The 15963-nt window shown below is 73.3% G+C and carries 17 protein-coding genes; 5 read left to right on the top strand and 12 right to left on the bottom strand.

All coding sequences use genetic code 11. The annotated features are described in order from the left end of the window. Positions 1 to 15: 15 nt before the first annotated feature. Positions 16 to 915 carry an EamA family transporter gene (locus OG767_RS15990; protein WP_405089270.1) on the top strand — a complete coding sequence of 300 codons (900 nt, stop codon included), beginning with the start codon at positions 16 to 18 and terminating at the stop codon, positions 913 to 915. Between the two features lie 7 nt (positions 916 to 922). Here OG767_RS15990 and OG767_RS15985 read toward each other — a convergent pair whose 3' ends face one another. From OG767_RS15985 to OG767_RS15975, 3 genes are all read right to left on the bottom strand, one after another. Next, on the bottom strand, positions 923 to 1555 hold the full coding sequence (locus tag OG767_RS15985) for a dihydrofolate reductase family protein (RefSeq protein WP_405089269.1): 633 nt from the start codon (positions 1553 to 1555) through the stop codon (positions 923 to 925). Between the two features lie 206 nt (positions 1556 to 1761). Further along, positions 1762 to 1953, bottom strand: a complete 192-nt coding sequence (locus OG767_RS15980) for a DUF397 domain-containing protein (protein ID WP_405089268.1) — start codon at positions 1951 to 1953, stop codon at positions 1762 to 1764. Beyond that, entirely contained in the window at positions 1944 to 2744 is an 801-nt protein-coding gene (locus OG767_RS15975) for a helix-turn-helix domain-containing protein (RefSeq protein ID WP_405089267.1), read from the bottom strand. Before OG767_RS15975 ends, OG767_RS15980 begins: the two co-directional genes overlap by 10 nt. Positions 2745 to 2924: 180 nt before the next feature. On the opposite strand from OG767_RS15975, the gene OG767_RS15970 reads away from it, so the two are divergent. The 3 genes from OG767_RS15970 (at position 2925) to OG767_RS15960 (ending at position 4599) form a co-directional block, all read left to right on the top strand. Further along, positions 2925 to 3308, top strand: a complete 384-nt coding sequence (locus OG767_RS15970; protein ID WP_405089266.1) for a hypothetical protein — start codon at positions 2925 to 2927, stop codon at positions 3306 to 3308. Next, a complete protein-coding gene (locus tag OG767_RS15965) occupies positions 3305 to 3574 on the top strand; it encodes a hypothetical protein (RefSeq protein ID WP_405089265.1) in 270 nt (89 codons plus the stop codon). The genes OG767_RS15970 and OG767_RS15965 overlap by 4 nt, the downstream gene beginning before the upstream one ends. Before the next feature lie 287 nt (positions 3575 to 3861). After that, entirely contained in the window at positions 3862 to 4599 is a 738-nt protein-coding gene (locus OG767_RS15960) for a zf-HC2 domain-containing protein (RefSeq protein WP_405094229.1), read from the top strand. A 104-nt stretch (positions 4600 to 4703) separates the two neighbouring features. On the opposite strand, the gene OG767_RS15955 is transcribed toward OG767_RS15960, so the two are convergent. From OG767_RS15955 to OG767_RS15925, 7 genes are all read right to left on the bottom strand, one after another. Beyond that, positions 4704 to 5270, bottom strand: coding sequence for a sigma-70 family RNA polymerase sigma factor (locus tag OG767_RS15955; RefSeq protein WP_405089264.1), 567 nt, complete (start codon positions 5268 to 5270; stop codon positions 4704 to 4706). A gap of 167 nt (positions 5271 to 5437) precedes the next feature. Further along, positions 5438 to 5911, bottom strand: coding sequence for a molybdenum cofactor biosysynthesis protein (locus OG767_RS15950; RefSeq protein ID WP_405089263.1), 474 nt, complete (start codon positions 5909 to 5911; stop codon positions 5438 to 5440). Between the two features lie 14 nt (positions 5912 to 5925). Beyond that, positions 5926 to 7008: an NYN domain-containing protein gene (locus OG767_RS15945; RefSeq protein ID WP_281940907.1), complete on the bottom strand. Its 1083-nt coding sequence runs from the start codon at positions 7006 to 7008 to the stop codon at positions 5926 to 5928. Positions 7009 to 7044: 36 nt separating this feature from the next. Then, the gene (locus OG767_RS15940) at positions 7045 to 7272 is read right to left on the bottom strand and encodes a hypothetical protein (RefSeq protein WP_405089262.1); all 228 of its coding nucleotides are present in this window, start codon (positions 7270 to 7272) and stop codon (positions 7045 to 7047) included. A 191-nt stretch (positions 7273 to 7463) separates the two neighbouring features. Beyond that, the gene (locus tag OG767_RS15935; RefSeq protein WP_405089261.1) at positions 7464 to 9053 is read right to left on the bottom strand and encodes a DHA2 family efflux MFS transporter permease subunit; all 1590 of its coding nucleotides are present in this window, start codon (positions 9051 to 9053) and stop codon (positions 7464 to 7466) included. A gap of 448 nt (positions 9054 to 9501) precedes the next feature. After that, positions 9502 to 10065, bottom strand: a complete 564-nt coding sequence (locus OG767_RS15930) for a DUF305 domain-containing protein (protein WP_405089260.1) — start codon at positions 10063 to 10065, stop codon at positions 9502 to 9504. 140 nt (positions 10066 to 10205) lie between these two features. After that, positions 10206 to 10958 (bottom strand): lytic polysaccharide monooxygenase, encoded by a 753-nt coding sequence (locus OG767_RS15925; RefSeq protein ID WP_281940874.1) that lies wholly within the window; start codon positions 10956 to 10958, stop codon positions 10206 to 10208. Positions 10959 to 11185: 227 nt separating this feature from the next. On the opposite strand from OG767_RS15925, the gene OG767_RS15920 reads away from it, so the two are divergent. Further along, entirely contained in the window at positions 11186 to 13264 is a 2079-nt protein-coding gene (locus OG767_RS15920; protein WP_405089259.1) for a cellulose binding domain-containing protein, read from the top strand. 28 nt (positions 13265 to 13292) lie between these two features. Here the strand turns inward: OG767_RS15920 and OG767_RS15915 are convergent, their stop codons facing one another. After that, positions 13293 to 14144, bottom strand: coding sequence for a phosphatase PAP2 family protein (locus OG767_RS15915; protein WP_405089258.1), 852 nt, complete (start codon positions 14142 to 14144; stop codon positions 13293 to 13295). A gap of 85 nt (positions 14145 to 14229) precedes the next feature. Then, a complete protein-coding gene (locus OG767_RS15910) occupies positions 14230 to 15867 on the bottom strand; it encodes an MDR family MFS transporter (RefSeq protein WP_405089257.1) in 1638 nt (545 codons plus the stop codon). Between the last annotated feature and the right edge of the window lie 96 nt (positions 15868 to 15963).

Here is a 15963-nt window from a genome sequence, read left to right as displayed (position 1 = left end):
CGCCATCGTGACCCGGTGTACGCGCATGCTTCCCGTGTCCCGGCGTCCCCGTCGGCCGCTCGGCTGGTGGCCGTGCTGGGCCGGCCGGAGGCCGTGCCCCCGCCGCTGCTGATGTTGCTCGGCATGGTCTCCACCCAGGTCGGCGCGGCAGTGGCCAAGCAGCTCTTCGGCACCACCGGCGCCGGTGGCACCACCACCCTGCGGCTCGGCCTCGGCGCGCTGATCCTCCTCGCGGTCACCCGACCGGCCCGGTGGCCCGGCTGGCGGGCGACCGGCCTGATCGCGGCGTTCGGCATGGCCATGGCCGCGATGAACCTCGCCTTCTACGCGGCGCTGCAACGGGTGCCGCTCGGGGTGGCGGTGACCGTCGGCTTCGCCGGACCACTGCTGGTGTCGCTGCTGGGCAGCCGCCGGGTGGCCGACGTGCTGTGGGCGCTGCTGGCCGGCGGGGGCGTGCTGCTGCTGGCCGGGCTCGGCGGCGTCGGTGTGGATCCGCTGGGTCTGCTCCTCTGCACGCTGATCGCGGTCGGCTGGGCCGGCTACGTGCTGCTCGGCAAGGCGATGAGCGAGCACGTGCCGGGCACCCGAGGGCTGGCGCTGGGCATGGCGGTGGGCGCGCTCTGCGTCCTGCCGTTCGGCGTGGCGTCCGACGGTGCCGGTCTGCTGGACCCACGGATCGTGGCGCTCGGGCTGGGGGTGGCCCTGCTGTCGTCGGTGCTGCCGTACTCGGCGGAACTGGCCGCGCTGCGCCGGATGCCGGCGCGGGTGTTCGCGGTGCTGCTCAGCCTGGAGCCGGCGGTGGCGGCGCTGGTGGGCGCGCTACTCCTCGGCGAACTGCTGGCCGGGCCGCAACTGCTCGGGGTGGCCTGCGTGGTGGGCGCCGCCCTCGGCGCCACCCTGGTCCGCCGCCGTTGACCCGAGGTCAGTCGTCGCGGCCGGGCGCGCTCATGTCCCCGGTGCCCGGCGTGCCGTCGGCGAGCCCGTAGCGCAGGTAGACGGTGCCCTTCCGGTTGGCGACCGGCGGTTCGAGGAGCGTGACGTTGGTGGGCACCGCGCCGCCGTCGAACACCTTCTTGCCGACGCCCAGCACGATCGGGTGCACCCAGAGGTCGATCCGGTCGAACAGCTTCTCGCGCAGCAGCGTCTGCACCAAGTTCAGGCTGCCGACCACCTTCACGTGCTCGTGCCGGTCCCGGACCTCGCGTACCGCCGTCGCCAGGTCCGGGCCGAGCACCGTGGACCCCTGCCACGACAGGTCGGGCCGACCGCGGGAGGCCACGTACTTCGGGACGCGGTTGAACAGCGTGGCGATCTCGTTGTCCTCGCCGCCCTCCTGGTGCGGCCAGTAGGCGGCGAAGATGTCGTACGTCCGCCGGCCGAGCAACAGCGCGTCAGTGCCCTGGTACGCGGCCATCACCTGCGCGCCGGTGGTCTCGTCCAGCAGCGGCGCCTGCCAGCCGCCGAACGGGAACCCCACCGGGTCCTCCTCGGGACCGCCGGGCGACTGCCCGACGAGGTCGAGGGTGGCGAACAGCTCGATGTGGATCAGCCCCATGGCCCGTGCTCCGGTCGTCTGGTCATCTCGGTCGGGGAGGTAGACCGTTGCCACTCGCCGAACTCATCGCTGCCGGTGACCGGGAAAAGCAGCCGGTGGAACACCACGGCTGTCATACCGGGTCGGAGACAGCCATGGTGTTCCACCCACGGCGGATCTTGGGCGGGTTCCTGTACGCGGCGTCACGATCTCCGCGCGGCGGCCGGTTACCGCCGTTCGGGAAGCTGGGCGACGAACGCGCGCCACGTCGTCGGGCCGAACACGAGCACCGGACCGGACGGGTCCTTCGAGTCGCGTACGCCGACCCCACCGGGAAGGTCGCCGGCCACCTCGACGCAGTTGCCGCCGCTGGTGCCGCTCCGCGTGGACTTCCGCCACTTCGCGCCAGTCAGGTCCATTGATTCGCCACTTCCTTGATCAGATTCATGGACTGCCGTCGTGGCAGCGCTTCGGTACGGACGCTCTCCCACCGCTCGAACAGGGTATCGAGGTCGGCCGGCCGATCGATGACGTCGCCGCCGAGTTGGCTCTCAAGATGGCCCAACCAACTGCCGTCGGGCAGGTGAGCCAGCGAGAGCGGACCGGACAGACCGGCGTGCAGGCCGACGTCGGCCGGAACGATGTGCACGTTGATGGTGGGTCGCTCCGCGCACTCGATGAGGTGCAACAGTTGCTCGCGCATCATCTTCTCCTCGCCCAGCCCCGCGCGCCGGATCGCGCTCTCGTCGGTGACCACGACGACCCGAGGCGGGGTGTCCCGCGTCAGGATCTCCCTCCGTTCGATCCGGGCGGCGACCCGACGCTCCACCTCACTGTCGGTGAGTCGCGGATCGAGCCGCAGCACAAGACGCGCGTACTCCTCCGTCTGGAGGAGGCCGGGGATCAGGGTGGGCTCGAAGTAGCGGAGTTGGGTCGCGCCGCGTTCGGCGTCGAGCCACGGCCGGAACCACGACGGCATGCCCAACTCGGCCGCCAGCCGCTCGAAGAGCCCGCCGTTGCGCAGGGCCCGGTCCGTGCCCCGGATGAAGTCGACGGTCAACGCCCGGGTTCGGCCCTCGACGGCGCTGACGTGCGACGCGCTGAACCCGGCGTGCTTGCCGAACGCCTCCTGCGTCAGGCCCGCCGCGCCCCGGGCCCGCCGGATCTCGGTAACGATGAAACCCGCGAGAGGTCCCGGCACCTCAGCCATTCAGCGCGCTCCAAACCAGAGATCGACTGCCCGGGGCCACGCATGAACCGAGCGGTTCTCCCAGCCCGTGACGGACCAGGCAACCCCCTTCCGACCGTAGTGCCTCCACCGCAGAGTGTCACCATCCGGATCGCGCGGGGACCACCCGGCCCGATCCCACCGGCGACCTGAGGAGTGCGCATGGCCGAGGAGAAGTCGAGACGGCACCGTGGACCGGCAGCCCGGCGGTTCAGGCCGCCCGTGTCGCCGTACCGCTGCACCGCCCGGCCCGCGACGAACAGCGGGCGGCCGGGGTGGCTGTCCGCCCACCGCGCCTGCGGCCCCGCCTGGGTGTGCGACGAATGCGGGCGGGACTGGCCCTGCCCGACGCTGCGGTCCGCGCCGACCGGTGCGGCGCGGCGGGCGGAGCTGCTCCCCGAGTTCTCCCGAATCACCCGCCACGCCATCCGCGACCTGCGAGGGCGGATCGACGGCCCGGACCCGGTCGCGATCGTGCGTCGCTTCCTGTGGTTTCTGCCGCTGACCGATCAGGAGGCCCGCGCCGTGGCGCTGAGGCTGCGGTGAGCGACAGCGGACAGCCGCACCACCCCGTACGCCCGGGCTGGCTCTGCCGCGTCGACGGGCAGCCCTGGCCCTGCCCACCGGCGCGGGCCGCGCTGCTTCGCGACTACGACGGTGACCTGGTCGGGTTGGCCGTCTACCTGGCGGCGACGCTGCACGACGCGGTCCGCGACCTGTACGCGCTGAATCCCGACGACGCGCCGGAGCCGGCCGTCCTCTGGGACCGCTTCCTGGCGTGGCTCGACCGCTCGCGTCGCGCCGCCCGGTAGCCCGGCGGGGCGGCCAGCGGCGTCACCGGGCTGCCGCGGCCCGGCGGACCAGGTGACGTGCCTCGTCCGGTGCGACGCCGGTGGCTGACCTCGTCCTCGTCGGCCGGTTCGGCCCATTCCGCAGGGGTGAACGAGAGGCTCCCGGACCAGTTCACGAACGGGCGTGCCACCTCGATCCCTCCCCCGGCGCCGTTCCGGCCCGCATACCCGCGCCCACCGTCAGTAGTCGTGTGCCGGATCGGGACCCCGCCGGGAACCAGGTGGGCGGCCCGGACGACTATCCCTACATGGCGTGTGAGCAGTGGCGGGAGATCCTGTCGGCACAGCTGGACGGTGAGGCGTCCCGGTCGGAGAGCGAGGCGGCCGAGGCGCACCTGGCCGGCTGCGCCGGCTGCCGGGGCTGGTTCGACTCCGCGGCGGCGGTCACCCGCCGGGCCCGTACCCACCTCGCCCCACAGGTGCCCGATCTGGTGGCGTCCGTGCTGGCCGCCGCGCCGCCGCCCCGGCCGAGCCGACGCCGGCGGGTGGCGCTCGGGCTCCGCGCGGCGCTCGGTCTGCTCGGCGCGGTGCAGTTGGTGCTGGGCCTGGCGCAGATCGGCCGGGAGGCGGTGGTCGCCCACGCGCACGCCTCGGGCCAGCACCTGTGGCACGAGTCGGCGGCGTGGAACGTGGCGGTGGGCGCCGGTTTCCTCTACGTGGCGGTGCGCCGGTCCACCCCGTCCGGCCTGTTGCCGATGCTCAGCGCGTTCGTCGCCACGCTGGTGCTGCTGTCGGTGAACGACCTGATCACCGGGCAGGTGGCGATGACCCGGCTGGTCAGCCACGGCTTCCTGCTGGTCGGCTGGGCGGTGATGCTGGTGCTGTCCCGGCCCTGGTGGCGTCCCGGGGACACACCGCCCGGACGGGGTCGGTCGACCGGCTCGCGCTGGACGCTGCGTGCCGAGGAGCCGGCCGCGCCGACGCCGCTGCGGCTGGTGCCGCCGGGCCCGTACCCCGCGCAGGCCCGCGAACGCCGCGCCGCCTGACCCGCGAGCGGCCCGCCCGTACCCCAACGCGGGCCGGCGAGCGCCCGGCCGGTCACCCGGGCCGGCCGACGCCACCGCGTTCGGCCTGTCGTCGCCCGGGTGCCTCAGCGGGCGCGGCGACCGCGGGCGTCCCCGGCCCAGGCGGCGACCAGGTCCTCGCGGGCGCGGGCGACCCGCGACCGGATGGTGCCGACCGGGCAGCCGCACACCTCGGCCGCCTCGGCGTAGGAGAGGCCGAGCACCTGGGTGGCGACGAACGCCTCCCGGCGGTCCGGGGCGAGCCCGGCGATGAGTCCGCGCAGCGCCACCCCGTCGTCCCCGCCGGCGGTCACCGCCCCGGCCGCCTCGGCGGCGGTCTGCCAGTCGGGCAGCGCGGCCACCCGGGGGCGGGCGGTCGCGGCCCGTACGTGGTCCACGGCCACCCGGCGGGCGATGGTGAAGATCCAGGTCCGGGCCGAGGAGCGGCCGGCGAACCCGGGCAGGCTGCGCAGCGCGCGCAGGAACGTCTCCTGGGCGAGGTCCTCGGCCTCGGCCGGCCCGGCCAGGTGGACCAGGAACCGCCACACCGGTCCCTGGAGCGCGCGGACGAACGCGGCGGCGGCCTGCTGGTCACCCCGGCCGGCCCGGTGCGCCCACCGGGTCACCTGATCGTCGTCGGCGTCCAGGCTCATCCCGGGCCCACCCGTCGGTCCGCCCCGGTCATGCCGGACGGTACGGATGCGGCGCTCGCTCGGTTCATCCCTGGCGTCCTCTCCGTCACCTGGCCACCGACCGCGACGATCGGGGTGGCCCGACATTGGTCGGCCGGGGGGCGGGAAAAGTTCCCGGGCACCGACGGTCAGTCGTCGACGGAGACCGCGACCGGGCCGACCCGCAGGACGCCGTCGGTGAGCGGGGCGCAGCGGACGCCGCCCCGGCGGCGCAGCGCCTTCCAGGTGCCGGGCGCGACCACCACGTCCAGCCAGGCGCACGGCGGCGCGGCCCGGTGCACCCGCAGGCGGACCGGACCGTCGCCGGAGTCCAGGGTGAGCACTCGCCCGACCAGGTCGTCCACCGCGATGCCGCTGGTCAGCACGTTGCGCCGAAGCTGGGTGAGATCGGCGCCGGCCGGCAGCGACTCCTGCGCGATCAGCGTGACGCTGGCGGCGCGGTGCGCCGGCCGACCGAAGTAGCGGTCCCCGACGATGCCCAGCCCGGCGCGGAGCCGCACCTGGTCGACCAGTTCACCGGGAGGCGCCGGGGCCGGCCCGTCCGCCGGCCGGCCCACGTAGCGGTGCACCGGCGAGGCCAGCAACTGGACGATGTGCGGCACGGCGACGACCGCGCTCAGGAGGACTGCGGGGTGAGCAGGTAGTCGCCGTCGTCCGGGCTCCACCGCAGCTCCACCACGCCGTCGGTCGCAGCCGCCTTGCAGAACTGGAGGAAGCTGCGGTACCCGAGCTTCTTCTCGCTGAAGTCCGGCCGGGCGCGCCGGAGCTGGTCCTTCAGGCCGGAGAGCGCCACCGCGCCGCCCTCGCCGGCGAGGTCCGCCACCACGGCGCGGAGCAGCCCGAACGTGACCTCCCGGTCGCCCCGCTCGGGCAGTGACACCTCCGGGTCGCCCTTGGCCGGGCCGGCGGCCAACTCCACCACGTTCGACCCGGCCAGGTGCCGCAGCAGCTCCCCGAACGTGCGGAAGCCGTAGTTGGACTCGCTGAACGTCGGGTCCTTGCGGAGCAGCGCGCGTTTCAGGCCGGACGCGGTCACCTCACCACCGCCGCTGCCCTGCATGCCGGCCACGGTCTGCACCAGCAGGACGGCGAGCGTGTCGACGTCGCGCGGCGACTCCTCCTCACCCGGCGCGGTCTCCACCACCGGTTCGGGCGGCGGCTCCGCCACCGTCGGCCCGCCCGACCGGTTCGGGCGCGCGCGGCGCGCGGCGGGCGGCGGCACGTCCACCCCTTCGAGGCGGTCGTAGTAGAGGAACTCGTCGCAGGCCGGCGGCAGCAACGCGGAGGTCGACTTCTCCACCCCGACGCCGATCACCCGCTTGTTGAGTTCCCGCAGCTTGTGCACGAGCGGGGTGAAGTCGCTGTCCCCGGTGCAGATCACGAACGTCGAGATGTAGCCCCGTTCGAAGGCCAGCTCGACCGCGTCCACGGCCATCTTGATGTCGGCCGCGTTCTTGCGGGAGAAGCCCATCCGCTGCGGGATCTCGATCAGCTCGACGTGCGACCGGGTCAGCATCCGCCGGTCCTCGTCGAAGTACGACCAGTCGGCGTACGCCCGGCGCACCACCACCCGGCCGCGTTCGGCCAGGGCGTCGGCGATCGGACGAAGGTCGAACGGCCGACCGCCGTGATGGTCTCGTACGCCCAGCGCCAGGTTCTCGTAGTCGAGGAACAGCGCGATCCGGTCTTCCTGATCCACGTCGGCCAGCCTAGCGGGGTCGGACCGGCGCGCCGGTCAGCGCCGCCGCTCGTCGCGGTAGACGATCTCTCGGCGGGCGACTCGCTGGACGGCGTAGCTGGCCACCAGGAGCGCCAGCGCGAGCACCACCTCGACCCCGGCGACCGTGCCGTTGGCGACGGTGAGACCGAGCAGCAGCAGGATCAGCCCGACCACGGCCAGCAGGCCCGCCAGCAGCAGCCGCGTACGCCGCCGCGCCGACCGGTCCCCGCCGCCTGCGCTCACCCCGCCCGCCTCTCCCCCGGCTCTCCCGGTTCGAGCCTAGGTGCTGCCCGGCCCGCCGGTGGCGGATCCGGGATCGGCTGCCGGAAGCGCCGTCCGCGCTGCCCGGCCGACGACGGGGACCGGGATCACCCGCCGGAAGCGCCGTGGGGGCCGGCCGCCGTCGGCGGTCGGCCCCCACGGGACAGGGCTGATCAGTGCATCGGCACCGGCGTCGGGCGCTGCTCCTCGCCCGACTCGCCGTCCAGCAGGTGCGACGGCTCCCGCCGACGGGGCAGGAAGGCGGCCGGGACGAAGGTGAGCACCGCCAGCCCGAAGGCGACCCAGAACGTGGTGGCGAACGAGCTGGCCGCGAAGTCGAGCCCGCGCTCGATCAGCGACGGCGGCACCGGGAACTGCTGCGCCAGCTCGGGCTGCTGCTGCACCGCGATGGCGAGCTGGGCCTCGGTGACCGGCGCGCCGGTGCCCGGATCGGTCACGCCGGGGATCGGCCGGGAGCCGTTCAGCTCGCTGGTGAGGATCACCGACATCGTCGCGGCACCCACCGACCCGGCGATCTGCTGGAGGATGTTGACGAGCGTCGAGCCGCGGGCCACCTCGGCCGCGTTCAGCGTCTTCAGCGCCGAGGTCATGATCGGCATCATGGTGCCGCCCATGCCGAGGCCCATCACGAACAGCGAGCCGCAGAGCAGAACGTAGGACGTGTCGGTGCCGACCTGGGTGAAGGTGAAGAACCCGGCCGCGATGAGCACCAGCGAGAAGGGCGCCGTCCGGCCGATCGGCACCCGGTCGGCGAGCATGCCGCCGATCGGCATGGTGAGCATCGCGCCGATGCCCTGCGGCGCCATCAGCAGGCCGGCGTTGAGCGTGGTCTCGCCCCGGATCTGGAGGAAGTAGCTCGGGAACAGCAGGCCCGCACCCATGAACGCGATGATGAAGACGACCAGGGTCAGCGCGGCGATGGTCAGGTTGCGGTTGCGGAACAGCCGCAGGTCGAGCAGCGGGTGCCGGGGCCGGAACGAGTAGCGGACGAACGCGACCACGAGCGCGGCGCCGGCCGCCATGGGCAGCCAGACCTCGGGGTCGGTGACCGTGCCGGCCTCCGGCAGCGAGGAGACGCCGTAGAGGAACAGGGCCAGGCCCGGCGAGAGCATCAGCATGCCGAGGAAGTCGAAGGACTCCGAGGGCTCGGGGGCGTCCTTCGGCAGGGCGAGCTGGGCGTAGACGAGCGCGACCACGCCGATCGGCACGTTGATCAGGAAGATCCAGTGCCAGCTCGCGGTGTCGATCAGCCAGCCGCCGAGGATCGGGCCACCGATCGGGCCGAGCAGCATCGGGATGCCGAGCACGGCCATCAACCGGCCGATCCGGTGCGGACCGGCGGCCCGCGTCATGATCGTCATGCCGAGCGGCATGAGCATGCCGCCGCCGAGGCCCTGGACCACCCGCCAGGCGATCAGCTCGCCGATGGAGTCGGCGGTGGCGCAGAGCCCGGAGCCGATGGTGAACAGCGCCAGCGCCACCATGTAGAGCCGTTTGGTGCCGAACCGGTCCGCGGCCCAGCCGCTGAGCGGGATCACCGTGGCAAGCGCGAGGGTGTAGGCGGTCATGGTCCAGGCGACGCGCGCGTAGGAGGCGTCGAACTCGCGCTGGAAAGTGGGGATGGCCACGCTGACGACGGTCACGTCGAGGATCGACATGACGGCGCCGAGCACGACGACACCGGCCACCTTGAGCACCGCGGCGTCGAGTTTGTTCGATGTCGCTACGGATTGCTGGGTCACAGACAGTCTCCTGGTTCCGGTCCGGCTCGATGCGGTGGCGACGCCGCGCGCCGTGCGGCGCGCGGACGGACGTGCGGTGGGCGACGTCCGGCACGGAAGCCTAGTCACGGAGTGCGACATCGTGCGGCCGGTTTTGCCAGGAGGCGAACGGCCGTGCTTCCGGACACCCGCCCGTCACTCGGGGCGTCGCCCGGGTTCCGCCCCACTCGCCTCCGAGAAGCCGCACCGTAAGCACCCCTACGCCCGGATTCGCCGCTCGGGTCGACGCCTCTCGACCGGTCCGGGACCCGTCCGTCACCGTGACGAACGTCATGTTTACGGCGCGGCGTCGATACGGATCCGATGTCGGAGTTCCGACGCCGGGGAAGCGGCGTGCCACCTTGCCGGCTGCGGCACCGACACACCGGGCCGCTCCCACGGTGCCGCCGCTCCACTGTCGACGGCCGCGTCACGCCGGGGACAGGTCCGCCATCAGGGCGATCTCGGCCGTACGGGAGCGGTCGATGCGGGTGGCGAGGTCGCGTACCCGTTCGCTGGTGCCGGCCGTGACCTGGGCGTGGGCCAGCGCGGCGGCGGTGCGCTGGTGCCGGGTGAGCACGTCGAGCAGCACCCGGTCGACGTCGGCGGCCCGGGCGGCCCGCAGCCGGGTCAGCCCGGCCACGGCGTCGCTGTGCCCGGAGTGGTCGTGCCGCGTGGCGGCGGCCGCGGCCGACGGGCCGGCCTCGCGCAGCCATCGGCGCATGGTGGCCAACTCGTCGGTCTCGGTGGCCCGGATCGCGGCGATCAACGTCCGCACCCCCGGGTCGGTGGCCCGGTCGAGGCCGACACGGACGATCTCCAGCGTCTGCCCGGTGTGCGCCACCATCATGGCCAGGAAGAGCGCGTCGATGCCGCTGGCAGCACCGTCGACGGCCGGCGCGGACCGGGACGCCACGGGCGCGACCGCCCCACCACCACACCCGCCCACACCGAGCACCCCGACCACCACCACCATCACCACACCCCGACGCATCCATTCCTCCAATCGAAACTTCCCCTCCCCCCTCCCCCCACCCCGCTGATTCACGGAAAGAGTGGTCATTCCGCGCGGCATGGCCACTCTTTCCGTGAAAGTGCGAGCCGGAGCGGGGGTTGGGGTGAGGGTGAGAGGGGTCAGAGCTGCTGCCAGAGGGCGGGGACGTTGGGGGGTTCCCAGCCGGCGATCGCGGTGTGCGCTTGGCGGCAGCGGTAGCTGCGGCCGTCGTAGGTGACCGTGTCGCCGACCTGGTACGCGCGGCCGGCGGTCCAGGTGCCGCCCGGCACCGGCGAGCCGGTCGGGGCGGGCGTCGGTGACGGCGTGGCGGTCCGGGTGGGCGACGGGGTCGGCGACGGCGTGGGGGTCGGGTTGCCGCCCCCGCCGCCGATCTGGAGGTCCACGCAGGCGTAGAACGCGTTCGCGGTATCGGCGATGTTCCAGACCGCGAGCAGCTTCTGCCGGCCGGAGAAGCCGCCCAGGTTGACGGTGTGCGACACGGTGGCGTCGGGTTGCCGGCCACCACCGTCGACCACCGCGACCCGGGTGTTGCCGATCCAGTACTCCCAGTTGGCGGTGGCGTGCCGGGCGGTGTTGACCCAGGTGAACGTGGCGGTGCTGCCGACCGTGGTGGCCGGCCAGTTGCGGCTGTCGTCGTTGAGCACCGCGAACTGGGCGATGCCGGCGTGGCAGCTCTTCAGGCCCTTGGGCCCCTCGACGCTCTGCGGCTCGTACCGGATCTGGCCGCAGTCGGGCACCCGGTTCTGCGCGCAGAGCGCCTGCCGGCTGGGCGGCGAGGAGACGTAGCCGTGGGCCTGGGCGGGCGCGGCGAGCGCCAGGGCCGCGGTGACGGCACCGGCGCTGAGCAGCGGAAGTGTGATTCTTCGGCGCATGGTGGCAACTCCTTCGGGGGGAACGGAAGGTGCCATGAACATAAATTAAACCTTGTTAACAGTAAAGACTCCTATCTATAAATTAAGCCTTGAGTCGAGTGCGCCACGCGTGGAATTCTGATCAGCGCGCGGAGCCGATCGTCGTCCCTGGGCACCCGGACGCCGGCAGGCATCCGGGAGGACGGCGGCACCGATCCGGGAGAACCCGCCTCTCGAAGGACACCCGCATGAGGAGATCCCTGCCCCGCCCACGCCGGTGGACCGCGTACGCGGCGAGCCTGCTGCTCGTCACCACCGCGCTCGCCACCGTCGGACCACCCGCCGCCGAGGCCGCCGCCGACCCGGTCGCGGTGACCGTGAACGCCCGCGCCGGGCTGGCCACCGTGCCGGACACCGCGCTCGGCGTCAACCACGCCATCTGGGACGCGAAGCTCGGCAGCACCGAGACGTCCGACCTGCTCAAGGCCGCCGGCGTGCGGATGCTGCGCTACCCCGGCGGCTCGTACGCCGACATCTACCACTGGAAGACGCACACCGCGCCCGGCGGCTACGTCGCGCCGGACACCGACTTCGACACGTTCATGGCGGCGGCCCGTCGGGTCGGCGCCCAACCGATGATCATCGCCAACTACGGCACCGGCACGCCGGCCGAGGCGGCCGACTGGGTGCGGTACGCCAACATCACCAAGGGCTACGGCGCGAAGTGGTGGACCGTCGGCAACGAGAACTACGGCAACGGCCTCTACGGTTCGGCCTGGGAGGCCGACGACCACGCCGACAAGAGCGCCACCCAGTACGCCAAGCTGGTGATCGAGTACGCCGACGCGATGAAGGCGGTCGACCCGAGCGTCAAGGTCGGCGCGGTGCTCACCATGCCCGGCAACTGGCCGGACGGCATCACCGCCGGCGGCGACCCGGGCCCGTGGAACCGGACCGTGCTCTCGCTCGCCGGCCCGAAGATCGACTTCGTGGACGTGCACTGGTACCCGGGCGGCACCGCCGCCGAGTCGCTGACCCGGACCAACCAGATCTCCGACGCCACCTGGCTGCTGCGCCAGCAGATCGACAGGTACGCCGGCGCGAACGCCGACCGGATCGGGATCAGCCTCACCGAGCTGAACGTCGACGCCGGCCGCACCACCCAGCCCGGCGCGCTGTTCCTCGCCGACGCCTACAGCGGCCTGCTGGAGCAGGGTGTCTTCACCGTGCAGTGGTGGAACGTGCACAACGGCATCGGCACCGTCTCCGAGGTCGCCGGCCAGACCGACTACGGCGACTTCGGGCTGCTCTCCAGCGGCGGCTGCACAGGCGACGGCGAGGTGTGCGAGCCGCCGTTCAACACGCCGTTCGCGCCGTACCACGCGCTGTCCATGATGAACACGTTCGCCCGCCCCGGTGACCAGTTCGTCCGCGCCGGCACCGACCAGCCGCTGGTCAGCGCGCACGCGGTACGTCGGCCGGACGGCAGCCTCGCGGTGCTGCTGCTCAACAAGGACCCGGACACCGCGTACCCGGTGGCGGTCGACTACGCCGGCTTCACCCCGGCGGACGAGGCGCCGACCGTGCACACGCTGACCAACGGCGCGAGCGGCGTGACCACCGACCGCTCCGGCAGCGCCACCACCCGGACGCTGCCGCCGTACTCGCTGACCACGCTCGTGCTCCGACCGGCCGGCAGCTCCGCCGGGCGGCCGGGCGCGCCGGGCCGGCCGACCGCGAGCGCGGTGACCGACCGCGCCGCGACCCTCTCCTGGCCGGCCGCCGCCGTGGGCGCCGCGCCGATCGCGAAGTACGAGGTGTACCGGCAGTACGGCGCCGTCAGCGAGCAGCTCGGCGAGACCGCCGGCACCTCGTTCACGGTGCGCAACCTCGAACCGGGCACCCGCTACACGGTCAACGTGCTGGCCCGGGACACCGCCGGCCGGGTGTCCTGGTCGTCCCCACCGCTGACGTTCGCCACCGGCAGCCCGGCCGACAGCGGCTGCGCGGTCCGCTTCCACAACGACACCGACTGGGGCAACGGCTACGTGGCGACCGTCGAGGTGGTCAACACCGGCCCGGACCCGGTCGACGGCTGGACGCTGACCTGGACCTGGCCCACCGGCTGGCAGCAGGTGAGCAGCGGCTGGAACGGCACCTGGACGCAGACCGGCACGGAGGTCCGGGTGACCCCGACCGCCGACAACCGCCGGCTGGCCGCCGACGGTGGGAGCACCAGCGTCGGGTTCGTCGGGGCGTACAGCGGGCCGAACGTGCCGCCCGGCGTGTTCCGGCTCAACGGCACGGTCTGCACCGTCCGGCCCTGAGCCGGCGGCCCGCCCCCTGAGCCGGGGGTCAGCCCCGGCCGGGTGGGCGGAGTCGGACGTCGGCCGCCGTCGGGACCTTCGTGGTCCGGCGGCGGCCGGCGCGGCGCGGCGGCGGCACCACGTGCGGGCGGGACGGCCCCACCACGGGCGGGACGGGCCGGCGGTCCACCGTGGCCGGTCGGGGCAGCGCGGCCAGGATCAGCCCGAGCAGCGCCACCGCGACGACCCCGTCGAGCCAGTAGTGGTTGCCGGTGCCGACGACCACGACCATGGTGACCAGCGGGTGCGCCAGCCAGAGCCAGCGCCACCGCCCGGCGGTGACCGCCACCAGGGCCAGCGCCACCGCCAGCGCCCAACCCACGTGCAGCGAGGGCATGGCCGCGTACTGGTTGCTGAGCTGGTCGGCGTCGGGCGGCCCGTAGACGCTGGGGCCGTACCGGCGGCCGGTGTCGATCAGGCCGGTGAGCGCGGTCAGTCGCGGCGGCGCGAGCGGGACACAGACGTGCAGCACCATCGCCGCGCCGGTGAGCGCCGCGAGCGCCCGTCGCAGCCGCAGGTAGTGGGCCGGCCGGCGCAGGTAGAGCCAGACCAGGCAGAGCACGGTGGCCGGGAAGTGCACGTACGCGTAGTAGCTGTTGGCCAGCCGTACCGGCAGCTCGTGCGCCAGCAGCGGCGCCTGCACGAGCGCCTCGTCGGGCAGGTGCAGCAGCCGTTCCAGCCACCAGATCCGCTCCCCGTTGGCCAGCGCGGTGCCGGCCCGTCCGGCGACCAGTTGTCGGCCCGCCTTGTAGGCGAGGAAGAGCACCGCGACAAGCGTCAGTTCACGGGCCGCCCGGCGCAGCGCGCCACCGGGCCGGGACGCGCCTCGCCTGGTGTCCATGCTCCTCCTTCGCCTGGGTCCGCCCGGCCGGCCGGCACGGACCAGGGCCGCCGCCGGGGTCGGCGACGGCCCTGGGGTTACCGGCTCAGCGGCGGGCGTGTTCCTCCCGGCCGGCCGGGTCGGTGTCCACCCCGTCGAACGCGGGCGCTCCGTCGACCGCGTCGGCACCCACCGCCACCGCACGGCCGGGGTCCGGCAGGTCGAGGCTGGAGCGCAGGGTAACCGGGCGCAGCAAGAGCGCCGCCACGACACCGACCACCGCGATCGCGGCCGAGATGAGGAAGATGTGCCCGGTCGCGTCCCCGTACGCGGCGCGGACGATCTGGCGTACCGGCTCGGGCAGCGCGTCCAGGTTGAGCGTGCTGCCGCCACCGCCGGTGGTGGGGATGCCGGCCGCGGCGAGGTCGTGGGTGATCCGGTCGGTGACCCGCCGGGCCAGGACCGCGCCGAGCACCGAGACGCCGATGGTGCCGCCGAGCGACCGGAAGAAGGCCACGCTGGCGCTGGCCGCGCCGATGTCCTTGAGCGCCACCGTGTTCTGCACCGCGAGCACCAGGTTCTGCATGGTCGTGCCGACGCCGACGCCGACGACGAACATGGCCACGCCGACGATGACCAGCGAGGTCTCGTGGTCGATGGTGCCGAGCAGCGCGAACCCGGCGACCAGCAGGATCGCCCCGAACACGATGTACGGCTTGACCTTCCCGCTGGTGGTGATCATCCGGCCGGCCACGATCGAGGAGATCAGCACGCCGGCCATCATCGGGATGGTGAGCAGGCCGGCCTCGGTCGGGCTGTAGCCGCGGCCGATCTGGAAGTACTGGCCGAGGAAGACCGCGCCACCGAACATGGCCATGCCGACCGCGAGGCTGCCCAGGATGGCGAGCGCGGTGGTGCGCTCGCGGACGATGTGCAGCGGCACCACCGGCTCGGCGGCCCGCGCCTCGACCCGGACGGCGAGCGCCAGCAGCAGCACCGCGCCGCCGACCATGGCGGCGGTCTGCCAGGAGAGCCAGGCGAACGAGTCGTCGACGAAGGAGATCCAGATCAGCAGCACGCTGACGCCGGCCGCGATCAGCGCGGCGCCCAGGTAGTCGATCTTGACGTTCTGCCGGCGCACGGTGGGCAGGTTCAGCGTGATCTGGAGCAGGAACAGCGCGATGATCGCGACCGGCACGCCGACGAAGAAGCACCAGCGCCAGCCGAGCCAGGAGGTGTCGACGATGAGGCCGCCGAGCAGCGGGCCGCCGACCGTGGCGAGCGCCATGACGCCGCCCAGGTAGCCGTTGTAGCGACCGCGTTCGCGCGGCGGGATCATCGCCGCGATGGCCACCTGGACCAGCGCCTGGAGGCCGCCGACGCCGATGCCCTGGAAGGCCCGGGCGGCGATGAGCTGGCCGGCGCTCTGCGAGAAGCCGGCCGCGACGGAGCCGACCAGGAAGACCACGATGGCGACCTGGATCAGCAGCTTCTTGCTGAACAGGTCGGCCAGCTTGCCCCAGATCGGGGTGGTGGCCGTGGCGGTGAGCAGGGTGGCGGTGACCACCCAGGTGTACTGCGTCTGCGAGCCGTTGAGCGCGCCGATGATCTTCGGCAGGGCCGTCGAGACGACGGTGCTGCTCAACATGGCCACGAAGAGCACCAGCAGCAGGCCGCTGAGTGCCTCCAGCGTCTGCCGCCGGCTCATCGGCGCGGCCTCGGCCGTCATGGTGGGTGCGCTCATCGCGCGTCCTCCTGGGGTGTCGGATGGGGGGTGGCCGCTTGGTTGCCTCAAGCAATCATCTACAAATGTTGCCCATCAGGCAACTTTGCCCGTTGA

It is taken from the genome of Micromonospora sp. NBC_01392, assembly GCF_045040125.1.
Taxonomy (GTDB): Bacteria; Actinomycetota; Actinomycetes; order Mycobacteriales; family Micromonosporaceae; genus Micromonospora.
This window is presented reverse-complemented; position numbering and strand designations above follow the sequence as displayed.

Bases quoted from the DNA above. Each gene is read 5' to 3' on its own strand.
- OG767_RS15985 (WP_405089269.1), bottom strand. From the start codon at position 1,555: ATGGGGCTGATCCACATCGAGCTGTTCGCCACCCTCGACCTCGTCGGG.
- OG767_RS15980 (WP_405089268.1), bottom strand. From the start codon at position 1,953: ATGGACCTGACTGGCGCGAAGTGGCGGAAGTCCACGCGGAGCGGCACC.
- OG767_RS15975 (WP_405089267.1), bottom strand. From the start codon at position 2,744: ATGGCTGAGGTGCCGGGACCTCTCGCGGGTTTCATCGTTACCGAGATC.
- OG767_RS15970 (WP_405089266.1), top strand. From the start codon at position 2,925: ATGGCCGAGGAGAAGTCGAGACGGCACCGTGGACCGGCAGCCCGGCGG.
- OG767_RS15960 (WP_405094229.1), top strand. From the start codon at position 3,862: ATGGCGTGTGAGCAGTGGCGGGAGATCCTGTCGGCACAGCTGGACGGT.
- OG767_RS15955 (WP_405089264.1), bottom strand. From the start codon at position 5,270: ATGAGCCTGGACGCCGACGACGATCAGGTGACCCGGTGGGCGCACCGG.
- OG767_RS15930 (WP_405089260.1), bottom strand. From the start codon at position 10,065: ATGCGTCGGGGTGTGGTGATGGTGGTGGTGGTCGGGGTGCTCGGTGTG.
- OG767_RS15925 (WP_281940874.1), bottom strand. From the start codon at position 10,958: ATGCGCCGAAGAATCACACTTCCGCTGCTCAGCGCCGGTGCCGTCACC.
- OG767_RS15920 (WP_405089259.1), top strand. From the start codon at position 11,186: ATGAGGAGATCCCTGCCCCGCCCACGCCGGTGGACCGCGTACGCGGCG.
- OG767_RS15915 (WP_405089258.1), bottom strand. From the start codon at position 14,144: ATGGACACCAGGCGAGGCGCGTCCCGGCCCGGTGGCGCGCTGCGCCGG.
- OG767_RS15910 (WP_405089257.1), bottom strand. From the start codon at position 15,867: ATGAGCGCACCCACCATGACGGCCGAGGCCGCGCCGATGAGCCGGCGG.